The 15,528-nt window shown below is 71.4% G+C and carries 11 protein-coding genes and 1 pseudogene; 3 read left to right on the forward strand and 9 right to left on the reverse strand.

The genetic code is table 11. The annotated features are described in order from the left end of the window. Window positions 1-88: 88 nt before the first annotated feature. The 6 genes from LO772_RS28165 to LO772_RS28190 all read right to left on the reverse strand — a co-directional run bounded on the left by LO772_RS28165 (window position 89) and on the right by LO772_RS28190 (window position 5,600). The gene (locus tag LO772_RS28165) at window positions 89-1,201 is read right to left on the reverse strand and encodes a WD40/YVTN/BNR-like repeat-containing protein (protein WP_231774830.1); all 1,113 of its coding nucleotides are present in this window, start codon (window positions 1,199-1,201) and stop codon (window positions 89-91) included. A gap of 232 nt (window positions 1,202-1,433) precedes the next feature. Then, on the reverse strand, window positions 1,434-1,946 hold the full coding sequence (locus LO772_RS28170; protein ID WP_231774831.1) for a GtrA family protein: 513 nt from the start codon (window positions 1,944-1,946) through the stop codon (window positions 1,434-1,436). Window positions 1,947-2,293: 347 nt separating this feature from the next. Next, complete coding sequence (locus LO772_RS28175; protein ID WP_231774832.1) at window positions 2,294-3,100, reverse strand: amino acid ABC transporter permease; 807 nt, start codon at window positions 3,098-3,100, stop codon at window positions 2,294-2,296. After that, window positions 3,097-3,741 carry an amino acid ABC transporter permease gene (locus LO772_RS28180; RefSeq protein WP_231774833.1) on the reverse strand — a complete coding sequence of 215 codons (645 nt, stop codon included), beginning with the start codon at window positions 3,739-3,741 and terminating at the stop codon, window positions 3,097-3,099. Before LO772_RS28180 ends, LO772_RS28175 begins: the two co-directional genes overlap by 4 nt. 108 nt (window positions 3,742-3,849) lie before the next feature. After that, entirely contained in the window at window positions 3,850-4,722 is an 873-nt protein-coding gene (locus LO772_RS28185) for a glutamate ABC transporter substrate-binding protein (RefSeq protein WP_231774834.1), read from the reverse strand. Between the two features lie 89 nt (window positions 4,723-4,811). Continuing rightward, on the reverse strand, window positions 4,812-5,600 hold the full coding sequence (locus tag LO772_RS28190; protein WP_269453106.1) for an amino acid ABC transporter ATP-binding protein: 789 nt from the start codon (window positions 5,598-5,600) through the stop codon (window positions 4,812-4,814). Window positions 5,601-5,914: 314 nt separating this feature from the next. On the opposite strand from LO772_RS28190, the gene LO772_RS28195 reads away from it, so the two are divergent. Together LO772_RS28195 and lpdA are read left to right on the forward strand one after the other, a co-directional pair. Further along, window positions 5,915-6,655, forward strand: a complete 741-nt coding sequence (locus LO772_RS28195; RefSeq protein WP_231774835.1) for an SDR family NAD(P)-dependent oxidoreductase — start codon at window positions 5,915-5,917, stop codon at window positions 6,653-6,655. A 119-nt stretch (window positions 6,656-6,774) separates the two neighbouring features. Next, window positions 6,775-8,181 (forward strand): dihydrolipoyl dehydrogenase, encoded by a 1,407-nt coding sequence (gene lpdA, locus LO772_RS28200; protein ID WP_231774836.1) that lies wholly within the window; start codon window positions 6,775-6,777, stop codon window positions 8,179-8,181. Window positions 8,182-8,260: 79 nt separating this feature from the next. Here lpdA and LO772_RS28205 read toward each other — a convergent pair whose 3' ends face one another. The 3 genes and pseudogenes from LO772_RS28205 to LO772_RS28215 form a co-directional block, all read right to left on the reverse strand. After that, the gene (locus tag LO772_RS28205; RefSeq protein ID WP_331717275.1) at window positions 8,261-9,268 is read right to left on the reverse strand and encodes a peptidylprolyl isomerase; all 1,008 of its coding nucleotides are present in this window, start codon (window positions 9,266-9,268) and stop codon (window positions 8,261-8,263) included. A gap of 287 nt (window positions 9,269-9,555) precedes the next feature. Then, window positions 9,556-10,572: an NAD(P)/FAD-dependent oxidoreductase gene (locus LO772_RS28210; RefSeq protein ID WP_231774837.1), complete on the reverse strand. Its 1,017-nt coding sequence runs from the start codon at window positions 10,570-10,572 to the stop codon at window positions 9,556-9,558. Window positions 10,573-10,854: 282 nt separating this feature from the next. After that, window positions 10,855-11,703: pseudogene (locus tag LO772_RS28215) on the reverse strand (PAC2 family protein); the annotation flags it as partial. A gap of 313 nt (window positions 11,704-12,016) precedes the next feature. Between LO772_RS28215 and metH the strand changes: the two are divergent. Then, on the forward strand, window positions 12,017-15,499 hold the full coding sequence (gene metH / locus LO772_RS28220) for a methionine synthase (protein WP_231774839.1): 3,483 nt from the start codon (window positions 12,017-12,019) through the stop codon (window positions 15,497-15,499). The last annotated feature ends 29 nt before the right edge of the window (window positions 15,500-15,528 follow it).

Consider the following 15,528-nt stretch of genomic DNA (forward strand, 5'->3'; position numbering starts at 1 on the left):
GAGCGGGCGCCCGCTCCCGTGGCCACACGCCCGGTACCGCCGCACGTCACCGGACACCTGTCACCGGCTGTGCGTCATCGGCCGCCCGTCATCCGCCCGTCCTGTCGGCCGGCACCGTGGCCGCGCGTACGCACAGGACGTCGGGGAGGTGTTCGGCGGCGCGCGTCCAGTGGGTTCCGCCGCGGCGGCCGACGTAGACCTCGCCGGACCTGGTGCCGAAGTAGACGTTCGGGTCGGCGGCGTCGTCGAGGCACAGCGCGTCGCGCATGACGCCGGTCCAGAACCCGGTGTCGGGGAGGCCGTCGCCCAGCGGTGCCCACGTCTCCCCGGCGTCGTCGCTGCGGTGCACGCGGCAGCGCCCGTCCGGAGGGAACCGCATCGCGTCGGCGACCAGCGGGAACACGTACACGGTGGCGGGGCGCCTCGGGTGCACCGCGATCGGGAAGCCGAAATCGCTCGGCAGCCCGTCCGCGATCGACGTCCACCGGGCACCCCCGTCGTCGCTGCGGTAGACGCCGTGGTGGTTCTGCAGGAACAGCCGGTCCGGGGCGTCCGGGTGCCGGGTGGCCTTGTGGACGCACTGCCCGTACTCGGGATACTCCTCGGGCTGGAAGGTCACGTGGATTCCCGCGTTGGACGGGTCCCACGTCGCGCCTCCGTCGCGGGTGCGGTAGACCCCGCCGGTCGACATCGCCACGGTCACGTCGTCCGGGTCGTGCGGGTGGGGCAGGACGGTGTGGATCGCCATGCCGCCGAAGCCGGGGGTCCAGTGCGGGCGGTGCGGGTGGTCCCACAGCCCGCGCACCAGGGAGAACGTGCGCCCGCCGTCGTCGGAGCGGAAGAGCGCCGATGGCTCGACACCCGCGTACACCGTCTCGGGATCCGCCGCCGAGCCGGGTTGCAGCTGCCAGACGCGCTCGACGGACGCGCCGGTGTCCTTCGGGAACGCGACGGTCGCGAGCGGCGGCTCCGACCACGTCGCGCCCAGGTCGTCGCTCGCCGCGACGACGGGGCCGAAGTGCTCGTGGGTCACTCCCGCGAGGACGCGGGGGGTGTCGCCGCGGGTGTCGATGAGCACCGAGTACACGCCCGTCATGGGGTGGTGGGGACCGGTGAACTCCCAGGCCCGCCCGCCGTCGTGCGAACGGCCGAGCCACAGCCCCTTCCGGGTGCCGACGGCGAGGAGGATGGAGTCGGTCATGGCGGTGCTCCCGGGTCGCGGAGTTCGTGTTGCCCGGGGAACGCTACGCCCCTGTTGGTTGATATGTGCGGGTTTCCCCGCGAGTCATTCGAACGGGTGAACGAGTCTTCCGGATTCGTTCGCGGCAAAAGCGGCGGCCGACCGGTCGGGGAGGCCGGTCGGCCGTGAACGGGGCGGGGCTGGGCGGGCGGCCGGGTGCGAGAAAGCGGGTGGGCCCGCCGCGTCACCGGGGTCAGGCGGCGACCGCGACCGCGGCGCGGTCCAGGGCCGGGGCGACCGCCGGCTTGCCGGCCGGGCGGGCGTTCGGGGCCTTGGCGCGCTTCGCGAAGACGTAGACCCGCAGCACCGCGAACCGGCCGATGCCGGCGAGGGCCGACGCGCTCAGGTAGACCGCCTGCTCGGTGATGACGCTCGGCGCCGCGACCAGCGCGTGCAGGGACATCATCGCGGCCGTGGTGAAGATGTAGCCGACCACGACGGTGCCGCTCGACTTGGCGTGCATCCGCCAGCCGCGTTCGCCGCTGCGGAAGGTCAGGCGGCTGTGCAGCTCGTTGGCGACGACCGTCGACACCACACTGACGATCGCGTTGGCCAGCGCGAGCGACATGTGCCGCGACAGGAGCAGCAGGACGCCGCTCGCCGCGAGCCCCGTACCGCCCCCGAAGACCACGAAGCGCGTGAACGCGGCCACCGGGCCGTCGCCGTTCTTCGCGGCTGCCATCGCGGTTCCGGCGGTGCTGTTCACAAGCGGCTCCTTCGCCCCCGAGCGGACCGTCTCGCGTTCGGCCCCGCGTTTTCTCGACTGCCTCAAACCTAGAAACCCCAGGCCGCGCAACCCATCCGGGTCGCTTCCGTCTTGGGGTGGGGCTGTCCCCACCCCGGTGGGGGAGTCCGGGCCGACGCGGCTCCTTCGCACGACCGACCCTACGAGCCATAGAGGAAGATTCCGTTCCTTAATGGCACGCTGTCCGTCACCTGTGCAGACCGCCCCGCGGCGCCGGACTCATCGGTCGCGCGCATGCGAAACCCCGGCCGGGGCTCCCGGCCGGGGTTCGGTGCGCAGGACGCGCAAGGGCGTCGCCCGGTGCGGCGTCAGGCTCCTCGCCCGACGCGGCGACCGTGGCGTTCCACGCGGGTGGCGACCCAGGACAACGCCATGCACATCCCGATGTAGACCGGCGCGATGACCATCACGACCGGGATGAACGGCAGGCTGTAGTCGAGGTTCGTCGCGATCTGCCGCCCCGCGTACAGGAATTCCTCGTACGAGATGAGAAACCCCAGCGAGGTGTCCTTCAGCGCGACCACCAGCTGCGAGATCACCGACGGAAGCATCGTGCGGACGCCCTGCGGGATCAGCACGTACGCCATCACCTGGGTCTTGCGCATGCCCAGCGCGTACGCGGCCTCGCTCTGTCCGCGCGGCACCGCACGCACCCCGGCCCGGAACACCTCCGCGAGCACCGACCCGTTGTACAGCGTCAACCCTGTGACCAGCGCCCAGCGCGGCTCCACCTTGAGCGCGATGAAGATGAAGAAGATCATCACCAGCACCGGCATCGCCCGGAAGAACTCCACGACCACCGCCGCCACCCAGCGGATGACCCGGTGGTCCGACAGCCGTCCCGCCGCGAACACCGCACCGAAGACCAGCGACAGCACCGCCGCCCACGCGAACGCGCGCAGGGTGTTGGCCAGCCCCCGCAGCAGCAGCTCCTGAATGCCCTTGTAGGTGAAGGCGTTCCACTTCTCGGCGGTGAACTGGCCGGTGTCGAACAGCTTGTAGACCAGCCACGCGGCCAACCCGGCCAAAACCAGCACCGCGAGCCGGCCGTACAACCGGTGCCGGGCCAGCGCCTTGGGCCCCGGCTCGTCGTACAGCGCCGACGCCGCGGTCACCGGGCCACCGCCCAGCGCCGCTCCAACTCCCGGAACACCGCGCTGATCGTCAGCGTCACCAGCAGGTAGCCCGCCGCGATCCAGACGAACGTCCACACGATGCTGAAGCCCAGCTCGTTGACGGTGCGGTAGGTGCCCAGCAGTTCCACGACGCTGAACGACCCCGCGATCGCCGAGTTCTTGGCCAGCGCGATCAACGTGCTGCCAATCGGCGGGATCACCGTGCGGAACGCCTGCGGCATCACGACGAGTTGCAGCGTCTGCCCGAACGTCATGCCGAGGCTGCGCGCCGCCTCGCCCTGCCCGGCCGGCACCGTGTTGACCCCCGAGCGCACCGCCTCGCAGATGAACGCCGACGTGTAGAACCCCAGCGCGAGGACCGCGAACACGAAGAACGGGAGCACGATCCCGAAGCGCGGCATGCCCAGCACCACCGCGAAGAACAGCAGCGTCAGCGGCGTGTTGCGCAGCACGTTCACCCACACCGCGCCGAAGACCCGCAGCGGCGCGACGGGGGAGACCCGGCAGGCGGCCACCAGGATCCCGGCGACCAGCGCCAACACCGCCGCGACCGCCGTGAGTTCGATGGTGCCGACGAAGCCGTCCCAGTACGTGCCCCAGTTGTCGGTCAGCACGTTCATCGTCGGCGGCCCCCCGCGAATCCGTCGTCCCGCATGCGTCCGCGTCCCCTTCCTGTGCCGATGAGCATGCCGATGAGCGGAAGCCGCCCGCCCGCGGTCGCCGCCCGCCTAGTAGCGGTCGACGGCGGGCGGCTCCGGCGCCGGGACCCCCGACAGCCCGAGCGTCGCGTCGTAGGCCCGCCGCCAGTCGCCGTTCGCCTGATGGCGCTCGATCGCGTCGTCGACCGCCAACCGGAACGCGCGGTCGTCCCGGGGCACCCCGATGCCGTACGGCTCCCGGGAGAACGGCCGACCGGCGATCCTCAACTGGTCCGGTACCTTGGCCGCGTAGCCCATGAGGATCGTGTCGTCGGTGCTGACCGCGTCGACCTGATAGCTGATCAGGTTGTCGACGCACACCGAGTAGCTGTCGTAGCCGACGAGCCTCACCTGGGGAAAGTCGTGCTGCAACCGCTGGTACGGCGTCGAACCGGCCACCGAGCAGACCTTCTTGCCCGCCAGGTCGTCCGGCCCCGCGATGTCCGTGTCGCCCGCGCGGACCAGCAGCGACTGCCCGGCCATGTAGTACGGGCCCGCGAATCCGACGGACTTCTTGCGGTTGTCGTTGATGGTGTACGTGCCCGCGTAGTAGTCGACCTGGCCGTTCTGCAGAGCCGTCTCGCGGTTCGCCGACGCGATCGTCTTGAACTCGATGCGGTCCGGGCCGAATCCCAGGTCCGCCGCGATCATCTTGGCGATCTCGACGTCGAAGCCGGAGTATCGGCCGTTCGCCGGGTTCTGCTGCGCCACATAGGGCTGGTCCGCCTTGGTTCCGACGACCAGCCGTCCGCGGTTGTGCGCGGCCCGCCACGTCGGCGAATCCGCCACGTCCGCCGCCGCGTTCACCGCGTACGCCGGCAGTTCGCGCTGGTTCGGGCCCTTCGGCGGCGGAGTGCCCTCCCGCCCGCAGGCCGCCGCCACCGCCAGCACGGCGAGCACCACCGCCGCGACCACCCGCCGCGGAACGCGTGCGGAACGGGCGGCACCCCGTGCCGTGTGACGCCGTTCCGAGCCGTGCCTGTGCGCCCGCATCAGTGCTGCAGGATCTTGGACAGGAAGTCACGCGCGCGCTCGCTCCGGGGCGCGTCGAAGAACTCCGCGGGCGAGCGGACCTCCACGATCTGCCCGTCGGCCATGAACACCACCCGGTTCGCCGCGGACCGCGCGAAGCCCATCTCATGCGTGACGACGATCATCGTCATGCCGTCGGCGGCCAGGCCGCGCATGACCTCCAGCACCTCGTTGATCATCTCGGGGTCGAGCGCCGACGTCGGCTCGTCGAACAACATCACCTTCGGATCCATCGCCAGCGACCGCGCGATCGCCACCCGCTGCTGCTGGCCGCCCGACAACTGCCCCGGGAACTTCCCGGCCTGGTCCGCGAGCCCGACCCGGTCGAGCAGCGCGCGGGCGCGCTCCTCCGCCTCCGCGCGCCCCCACCCGCGCACCTTGACCGGGGCGAGCGTGACGTTGTCGAGCACCGTCTTGTGGGCGAACAGGTTGAACGACTGGAACACCATGCCGACTTCGGCGCGCAACCGGGCCAACGCGCGCCCCTCGGCGGGCAGCGGCTCCCCGTCGACCGTGATCGTGCCCGACTCGATGGTCTCCAGCCGATTGATCGTGCGGCACAGCGTGGACTTGCCGGACCCGGACGGGCCGATCAGCACCACGACCTCGTTGCGGGCCACCGTCAGGTCGATGTCCCGCAGCACGTGCAGGGCACCGAAGTACTTGTTGACGCCGGCCAGGACGACCAGCGGATCCCCCGGCGACACGGAAGGCCCCGGGGACGTCGGTGCGGTGCGGGCGTCGGTCACGTCCGCAACCCTGCCCGGCCCGGTCGGCGGGCGGCGGCCCCGCGAGTGACGGGCACTCGTACGATGGACACCGGTTACCCGTTCGGCGCAGCGCGTGCTGCGCCGAACGAGTGATGCGGGGTCGCGCGGCCGGGGACGCCGGTACGCCCGTCCGGATCGCGCGCCCGTCCCGGCGACGAGCGCCCGGCACCCCCGCCGGGTCCGGCAGACTGTCCCTCGTGCCCGAAGCGACTCCCAAAGCGACCCCCGAAGCGACCCCAGAGACCCCAGCGGCCGCGGCGCCCCGAACAGCCGCGGCGACCGGAGTGAACGCCGTGACCGGAACCGTCCTCGTCCTCGGCGGACGCAGCGAGATCGGCACGGCCGTCGCCGTGCGCCTCGCCCGCCGCGGCGCCCGCCGCGTGATCCTCGCCGCCCGCCGCAGCGGCGACCTCGACGCACAGGAAGCCGAAGTCCGCGCGGCCGGCGCCGACGTCATCCGCGAGGAGTTCGACGCCGACGACGTCGACGGGCACCGCCCGTTCCTCGACCGCGTCGCCGCCGAACACGGCCCGCTCGACATCGTCGTCACCGCGTTCGGCATCCTCGGCGACCAGCAGCGCGCCGAAAACGACGCCGGCCACGCCCTCGCCGTCGTGCACACCGACTACGTCGCGCACGTCAGCATCCTCACGCACCTCGCGACGCTGCTCCGCGCGCAGGGCCGGGGCCGCCTCGTCGTCTTCTCGTCCGTCGCCGGCGTCCGCGTCCGCCGCGCCAACTACGTCTACGGATCGGCCAAGGCCGGGCTCGACGGCTTCGCGAGCGGCCTCGCCGACGCCCTCGCCGGCAGCGGCGTCCACCTCCTGCTGGTCCGGCCCGGGTTCGTGATCGGCCGCATGACCGAGGGCATGAAGCCCGCGCCGCTGTCCAGCACCCCCGACCAGGTCGCCGACGCGACCGTCAAGGCCCTCCTGCGCGGGAAGGGCGAGGTGTGGGTGCCCGGCACCCTGCGCCCCGTCTTCGCGGGAATGCGGTTCATGCCCCGCCCGTTGTGGCGACGGCTGCCGCGCTGAGACCCGCTCGGGCGCAGACCGCGCCCCGAGCCACACGCCGGGGGACACCCGGCCCCGGAGCCGCGGTGACCTCATCCGCGGCCCGGGAACAGAGGAACCGAGCGAGAGGGGAATCCGGCATGGCCGACGGACATTTCGACGTGGTGGTCCTGGGGGCGGGACCGGGCGGCTACGTCGCGGCGATCCGCGCGGCGCAGTTGGGGCTGCGCACCGCGATCGTGGAGGAGAAGTACTGGGGCGGCGTCTGCCTCAACGTCGGCTGCATCCCGTCCAAGGCCCTGCTCCGCAGCGCCGAGCTCGCCCACCTCGTGACGCACGAGGCCAAGAGCTTCGGCATCGACATCCAGGGGCCGATCGGCCTCAACTACGGCGAGGCGCACGCCCGCAGCCGCCGCGTCGCGGACGGCCGGGTCAAGGGCGTCCACTACCTGATGAAGAAGAACGCCATCACGCAGTACGCCGGGATCGGCACCTTCGTCGACGCCAACACCCTCCAGGTCGCTGGCTCCGACGGCTCGGCCTCCCGCGTCACCTTCGACAACTGTGTCATCGCGGTCGGCGCCACCACGCGGCTGCTTCCCGGCACGCGACTCAGCGAGCGCGTCCGCACGTACGAGGAGCAGATCCTCGCCGACAAGCTCCCCACCAGCATCGTCATCGTCGGCGCGGGCGCCATCGGCGTCGAGTTCGCGTACATCATGAACAGCTTCGGCGTCGCGGTCACCGTCGTGGAGTTCCTGGACCGCGTCGTCCCCCTCGAAGACGAAGAGGTCTCCGCCGAACTCGCCCGCCGCTACCGCAAGCTCGGCATCAACGTCCTCACGTCGACCCGCGTCGAGTCGATCGCCGAGGACGCCGACGGCGTCACGGTCACCGTCGCCGGCAAGGACGGCGCGCGCCAGGAGCTGCGCGCCGACCAGGTCCTCCAGGCCATCGGCTTCCAGCCGCGCGTCACCGGCTACGGCCTGGAGAACACCGGCGTCCGCCTCACCGACCGCGGCGCGATCGACATCGACGACTACTGCCGTACCAGCGCGCCGCACATCTACGCGATCGGCGACGTCACCGCCAAACTGATGCTCGCCCACACCGCGGAGTCCATGGGCGTCGTCGCCGCCGAGACCATCGCCGGCGCCGAGACCATGCCCATCGAGTACGTCATGGTGCCGCGCGCGACCTACTGCCAGCCGCAGATCGCCAGCTTCGGCCTCACCGAGGCCCAGGCGCGCGAACAGGGGTACGACGTGCAGGTCGCCAAGTTCCCGTTCACCGCCAACGGCAAGGCGCACGGCCTCGGCGAGCCGGTCGGCTTCGTCAAGATCCTCAGCGACGCCAAATACGGCGAGCTCCTCGGCGCCCACATCATCGGCCCCGAGGCAACCGAGCTGCTGCCCGAGCTGACGCTGGCGCAGCAGTGGGACCTCACCGTCCACGAGATCGCCCGCAACGTGCACGCCCACCCGACGCTGGGCGAGGCGGTCAAGGAGGCCGTCCACGGCCTCGCCGGCCACATGATCAACATGTAGCCGCGGCCCGGCTCCGCAATACAGCCGCCGGTGGTACGGAACTCCCGTACGACCGGCGGCTGTTCGGGTGTCGGGCAGGCTACTTCGCGGCGACGGTCACGTCGTCGAGCGTGACCAGGGCCTGCGGGATGCCGTCGCCGGAGCCGTCCCACACACCGTCGGCGGCGATGTCGAGCAGCACGTCCATGCCCGAGGTGATCGTGCCGAACGGCGTGTAGGCCGGCGGCAGGGGGCTGTCCTTGTAGACCAGGAAGAACTGGCTTCCGTTGGTGTTCGGGCCCGAGTTCGCCATCGCGACGGTGCCGGCCTTGTACGTCGCGCCGGCCAGGTTCTCGTCGGTGAACTTGTAGCCGGGCCCGCCGGTTCCGCGTCCCGTCGGGTCGCCGCACTGCAGGACGAAGATGCCTTCGGTCGTCAGGCGGTGGCACGGCGTGTGGTCGAAGTAGTCCTTGCCGGCCAGGAACGCGAACGAGTTGACGGTGGTCGGGGCCTTCGCGGCGTCGAGGCGCACGGCGATCGTGCCGCAGCTCGTCTTGAGCGTCATCTCGTACGACGCGCTCTTGTCGATCGTCATCGGCGGCGCGGACGGGAACGTCAGGGGCTTCGGCGGCCCTGGCTCCGGCGAGCACTTCCCGTCACCCTGCACAGCGGGGGACGACGTCTCCGTCGCCGGGTCCGTCGCCGGGTCCGTCGGCGGGTCCGACGACGGGGAGGACGGCGCGGGGTCGGTCGGGTCCGCGGCGGCGGCCGGCGGCGGAGACGGAATGGGGCTGTCGCTCGCCACCGCGCTGCCGCTCGCCTGCGACGACTTGTCATCGTCGTCGTCCGACGTGACGAACCAGATGCCCGCCCCGACGACCGCGAGCGCGACGATCGACGCGACGACCCCGATGACGACCTTGCGGTCGCCTCCGCCCGCACGCCGGGAGCCGCGGGGTCGGCCGGGACCGTTCCCCGGGCCCGGCGGGTACGCCGGGGGAGGCGGCGGCCCGCCCGGTCCCGGAACGGGCGGAACCCCCTGCGGTGGCCGGCCGTGCGGAGGCTCCCATTCCGGCTGTTGCCCGGCCCACCGCTGCTGGTCGTTCACGCACGCCCTCCCAAGTCCCGACGACCGCGGCGAACACCCTCGCGCGGAGCGGGGGCCGACGGCCGGTTGCGGGTGAGCCTAGTGGCGGTGACCGAGAAGGTACGCCGCGTTCTCGCCAGGGACCGGACACGACCGGGCCCGGCGCCCGGCAGACCCGGCATCGCACCGTGCCGCCCGAGAGCGGGCGAACCGTCGACCCGCCGTGCAGCGACCACGTCCCGGATGCGGCGCGGGGGCCGAGGCACCGAAGTGCCCCGGCCCCCGCGCACGGCCGTGCCGCGCCCCGGTCAGGCGGAGTCGGAGGAGTGGCCCGGGAACACCTTCGCGGACGGGTCGACCACCGTCATCGCGTTGTTGACCGCCGTGGCCGCCTCGCCGAAGCCGGTGGCGATGAGCTTGACCTTGCCGTCGTAGTCGGCGATGTCGCCCGCCGCGAACACGCGCTCGAAATTCGTGCGCATCGTCGAGTCGACCAGGATGTGCCGTTTGCGCTGCTCCAGGCCCCAGCGGCTCATCGGGCCGAGATCCGCCACGAACCCCAACGCCGCGACCACCGCCTGCGTCGGGACGGTGCGCACCGCGCCGTCCAGCTTGGCGACGATGTCCGCGCCCTCCACCCGGCCGTTGCCGTGCAGCTTGGCGACCTCGGCGGAGGTGATGACCTCCACGCGCGACGCCAGCACCTTCTGCACGGTGTGCTCGTGCGCGCGGAACTTGTCGCGCCGGTGCACCAGCGTCACCGACTTCGCCAGCGGTTCCAGGCTCATCGCCCAGTCGAACGCCGAGTCGCCGCCGCCGACGATCAGCACGTCCAGGTCCGCGAGTTCCGCCAGGCGCGGGACGAAGAACATCACGCCGTCGCCGGTGAACGCGTCCGCGGCGGGCAGCGGACGCGGGCTGAACGTCCCGATCCCGCCGCTGATCAGCACCACTTTCGCGGTCACCGTGAGCCCGGTGTCACAGGTCACGGTCACCGAGTCGGTGCCGTGATCCAGCTCCTCGGCACGGTGGCCGAGCAGATACAGCGGATCGAACTGCCTGGCCTGCGCGCCGAGCGCGTCGACGAGATCCTGACCCTTGACGGCCGGGAACCCCGCGACGTCGTAGATCATCTTCTCCGGGTACATCGCGGTGATCTGACCGCCGATCTCCGGAAGCGAGTCGACCACCGCGACCCGCAGGCCGCGGAACCCCGCGTAATAAGCGGCGTACAAGCCGGTCGGACCCGCTCCTATGATCAGCAGATCCGTCTCGACCGGCGCCGGAACGCCTGCGGGGTCCACAGGCTGGACGGGCTGAGACACGCGTGCTCCCTCCGTTAAGGGCGTCGTGCGTGGGCGGTCGGCGGCTTGTCCCTCCGCCGACCCGGGGTTCCTGACGGCCGGCCGGCCCTGATCGGCCGACCGCGGAAGCACCGACGACCCTATCGACGGCAGCCGCGGAGCACAGGCATACGTGCCCCTCGTCACAGCCCCAAAAGCCCGGAGCTGCCCGAATACCCACGTGATGTCACGCTTCGCCGCCGACCGCGACCATGGACCGGATGAACCCATACGTGTCATACAGGGACGTCACGGGCGCCCTCACGGCCCCGTGTCGCCGCCCTTGCGGCGCAGATAGCGCTCGAACTCCAGCGCGATCGCCTCACCCGACGCCTCCGGCAGATCCTCCGCGTCCCGCGCCGCCTCCAGCGCCTGCACATACTCGGCGACCTCGGCGTCCTCCGACGCCAACTGGTCCACGCCGAGCTGCCACGCCCGCGCGTCCTCGGTGAGCTCGCCCATCGGGATCGACACGTCCAGGAAGTCCTCGAGCTTGCGCAGCAACGCGAGCGTCGCCTTGGGGGACGGCGCCTGCGACACATAGTGCGGCACCGCGGCCCAGAACGTCAGCGCCGGCATCCCCGCGTGCGCACACGCCTCCTGCAGCACACCGACGATCCCGGTCGGCCCCTCGTACTTGGTCTGCTCCAGCCCCAACCCCCGCGCGACCACGGAGTCGGACGTCATCCCCGTCACCGGAACCGGCCGCGTGTGCGGAGTGTCGCCCAACAGGGCGCCGAGGGTCACCATCGTCTCGACGCCCAGCTCGTGGGCGAACCCCAGCAGCTCGTTGCAGAACGACCGCCACCGCATGTTCGGCTCTATGCCGTGCACCAGCACGATGTCGCGCCGCGGCTCCGGAACCCGCACGACCGCCAGACGCGTCGTCGGCCACGTGATGCGGCGCGTGTCGCCGTCCAGCCACACCGTCGGGCGGTTCACCTGGAAGTCGTAGTAGTCCTCGGCGTCCAACGCGGCGAAGACCTCGCCACCCCAGACCTGGTCGAGGTGCGCGACGGCGGCGGACGCGGCGTCGCCCGCGTCGTTCCACCCCTCGAACGCGGCCACCATGACGGGGTCCACCAGCTCGGGGATGTCGTCGAGCTCGATCAAGCCGGTGCCTCCTTGCCGGCCGCGGCCGGTCAATCGTCGATGCGTACCGTCGTTCCTACCCAGGTCCGTCGTGTCCAGCCTACGGCTTCCGCCGAAAACGATCCGGCCAGGGCGCGGCGACCCCCGGGCAACAAGAACACGGCCCGCGGTGTTCCCCTTGCCCCCCGCGCGCGAGGGCGTACGCGCTCGCCCACCTGGTGGGACGCGCGAAGAGAACCGGGCCCGGCGCGGTTAGGCTGTTCGCGGCCCTACCACGGGCCGGGCCCGCCCCGGGCCGCCAAGCCGACAGCCGTCGCACCCAGGGAGAATCCTGATGACCGCAGCATCCGCGACCCCGCAACAACTCCGCACCGCCCTCGCCACCCGCGTCGTCGTCGCGGACGGCGCCATGGGCACGATGCTGCAGGCACAGGACCCCACCCTCGACGACTTCCAGGGCCACGAAGGCTGCAACGAGATCCTCAACATCTCGCGCCCCGACATCGTGCGGTCCGTCCACGAGGCCTACTTCTCCGTCGGCGTCGACTGCGTCGAGACCAACACCTTCGGAGCCAACCTCGCCAACCTCGGCGAGTACGACATCTCCGACCGCATCTTCGAGCTGTCCGAGGCCGGCGCGCGCATCGCCCGCGACGTCGCCGACGGATTCTCCACCGCCGACCGGCCCCGCTGGGTCCTCGGCTCGATCGGCCCCGGCACCAAACTCCCCAGCCTCGGCCACACCACCTACGCCGCGCTGCGCGACGCGTACCAGGCCAACGCCGCCGGCCTCATCGCCGGAGGCGCCCACGCCCTGCTCGTCGAGACGACGCAGGACCTCCTCCAGACCAAGGCGTCCATCATCGGCGCGCACCGCGCCAACGCCGCCGCCGGCACCGACCTGCCGGTCTTCGTCCAGGTCACCGTCGAGACCACCGGGACGATGCTGCTCGGCTCCGAGATCGGCGCCGCCCTGACCGCCCTCGAACCCCTCGGCGTCGACCTCATCGGCCTCAACTGCGCCACCGGGCCCGCCGAGATGAGCGAACACCTGCGCCACCTCGCCCGCCACGCGCAGATCGGCGTCTCCGCGATGCCCAACGCGGGCCTGCCCGTCCTCACCAAGGACGGCGCGCACTACCCGCTCAGCCCCGAGGAACTCGCCGACGCCCACGACGTGTTCACCCGCGAGTACGGGCTCGCCCTGGTCGGCGGCTGCTGCGGCACCACCCCCGAACACCTGCGGCAGATCGTCGAGCGCGTCCGTGGCCGCGAACTGACGCCGCGCGACGCCCGGCACGAGCCCAGCGCCGCGTCGCTGTACCAGTCCGTGCCCTTCCGGCAGGACACCTCGTACCTCGCCATCGGCGAACGCACCAACGCCAACGGCTCCAAGGCGTTCCGCGAGGCCATGCTCGCCCGCGACTGGGAGAAGTGCCTCGAAATCGCGCGCGACCAGTCCCGCGACGGCGCCCACATGCTCGACCTGTGCGTCGACTACGTGGGCCGCGACGGCGCCGAGGACATGCGCGAACTCGCGACGCGCCTGGCCACCGCCACCACACTCCCGATCGTCCTCGACTCCACCGAGCCCGCCGTCATCCAGGCCGGCCTCGAGGCGCTCGGCGGTCGCGCCGTCGTCAACTCGGTGAACTACGAGGACGGCGACGGCCCCGATTCGCGGTTCGCGCGCATGGCCGCCCTCGCCCAGGAGCACGGCGCCGCCGTCGTCGTCATGGCGATCGACGAGCAGGGCCAGGCGCGCACCGCGGACCGCAAGGCCGCCATCGCCGACCGCACCATCCGCGACCTGCGCGACAACTGGGGTTTCAACGTCTCCGACATCATCGTCGACTGCCTCACCTTCACCATCTGCACCGGCCAGGAGGAGACCCGGCGCGACGGCCTGGAGACCATCGAGGGGATCCGCAGGCTCAAGGAGCTGCACCCCGACGTCCAGACCACCCTGGGCCTGTCCAACATCTCCTTCGGCCTCAACCCGGCCGCGCGCATGGTCCTCAACTCCGTCTTCCTGCACGAATGCGTCGAGGCCGGGCTCGACTCGGCGATCGTGCACGCCTCCAAGATCCTGCCCATGGCGCGGATCCCCGACGAGCAGCGCGACGTCGCGCTCGACGTCGTCTACGACCGCCGCCGCGAGGGGTACGACCCCCTCACCCGCTACCTCGAACTCTTCGACGGCGTCGACACCAAGTCGGTCAAGGCCTCCCGCGCCGAAGAACTGGCCGCGCTCCCGCTCGGGGAGCGGCTCGAACGCCGCATCATCGACGGCGAACGCACCGGCCTCGAAGCCGACCTGGACGAGGCCCTCACCACCCGGCCCGCCCTCGACATCATCAACGACACCCTGCTCGCGGGCATGAAGGTCGTCGGCGAGCTGTTCGGCTCCGGCCAGATGCAGCTGCCGTTCGTGCTGCAGTCGGCCGAGGTGATGAAGACCGCCGTCGCCCACCTCGAACCGCACATGGAGAAGACCGGCGCCGACGGCAAGGGCACCATCGTCCTCGCCACCGTCAAGGGCGACGTCCACGACATCGGCAAGAACCTCGTCGACATCATCCTCAGCAACAACGGCTACAACGTGGTCAACATCGGTATCAAACAGCCGGTCTCGGCCATCCTCGAAGCCGCCGAGGACAACAACGCCGACGTCATCGGCATGTCCGGCCTCCTGGTGAAATCCACCGTCATCATGAAGGAGAACCTGGAGGAGCTGAACCAGCGCGGCCTGGCCACCGGCTACCCCGTCATCCTCGGCGGCGCCGCCCTCACACGCGCCTACGTCGAGGAAGACCTCCACGACCTCTACGCCGGCGAGGTCCGCTACGCCCGCGACGCGTTCGAAGGGCTCCGGCTCATGGACGCGCTCATGGGCGTCAAGCGCGGCGTCCCCGGCGCCGAGCTGCCGCCGCTCAAACGCCGCAGGGTCGCCTCCGCCTCGCTCATCGAGACCGCCCCCGAGGACATGCCCGCCCGCTCCGACATCTCCACCGACAACCCCGTCCCGACCCCGCCGTTCTGGGGCGACCGCGTCGTCAAGGGCATCCAACTCGCCGACTACGCCTCCTGGCTCGACGAGCGCGCCACCTTCATGGGCCAGTGGGGGCTCAAGGCCAGCCGCGGCGGCAGCGGGCCGTCGTACGAGGAACTCGTCGAGACCGAAGGCCGCCCGCGCCTGCGCTACTGGCTCGACAAGCTCGTCACCGAGAACCTCCTCGAAGCCGCCGTCGTCTACGGCTACTTCCCGTGTGTGTCCAAGGGCGACGACCTCATCGTGCTGCACGACGACGGCTCCGAGCGCACCCGCTTCACGTTCCCCCGGCAGCGCCGCGACCGCCACCTGTGCCTCGCCGACTTCTTCCGCCCCGAGGAATCCGGCGAGACGGACGTCGTCGGCTTCCAGGTCGTCACCGTCGGCTCGCGCCTCTCCGGCGCCACCGCGGAGCTGTTCGCCGCCGACGCCTACCGCGATTACCTCGAACTCCACGGCCTGTCCGTGCAGTTGGCCGAAGCTCTCGCCGAATACTGGCACGCCCGCGTCCGCGCCGAGCTGGGCTTCGCCAGCGAGGACCCCGCCGACATCGACGGCATGCTCAAACTGGACTACCGCGGCGCCCGGTTCTCCCTCGGCTACGGCGCCTGCCCCGACCTCGAGGACCGCGCCAAGATCGTCAGCCTGCTCGACCCCTCCCGCATCGGCGTCGACCTCTCCGACGAGTTCCAGCTCCACCCCGAGCAGTCGACCGACGCGATCGTCGTCCACCACCCCGAGGCCACGTACTTCAACGCCCGGTAACCGTACGCACACACCGAGCCCGCACACCG

The sequence above is a fragment of the Yinghuangia sp. ASG 101 genome, from assembly GCF_021165735.1.
Lineage (GTDB): Bacteria > Actinomycetota > Actinomycetes > Streptomycetales > Streptomycetaceae > Yinghuangia.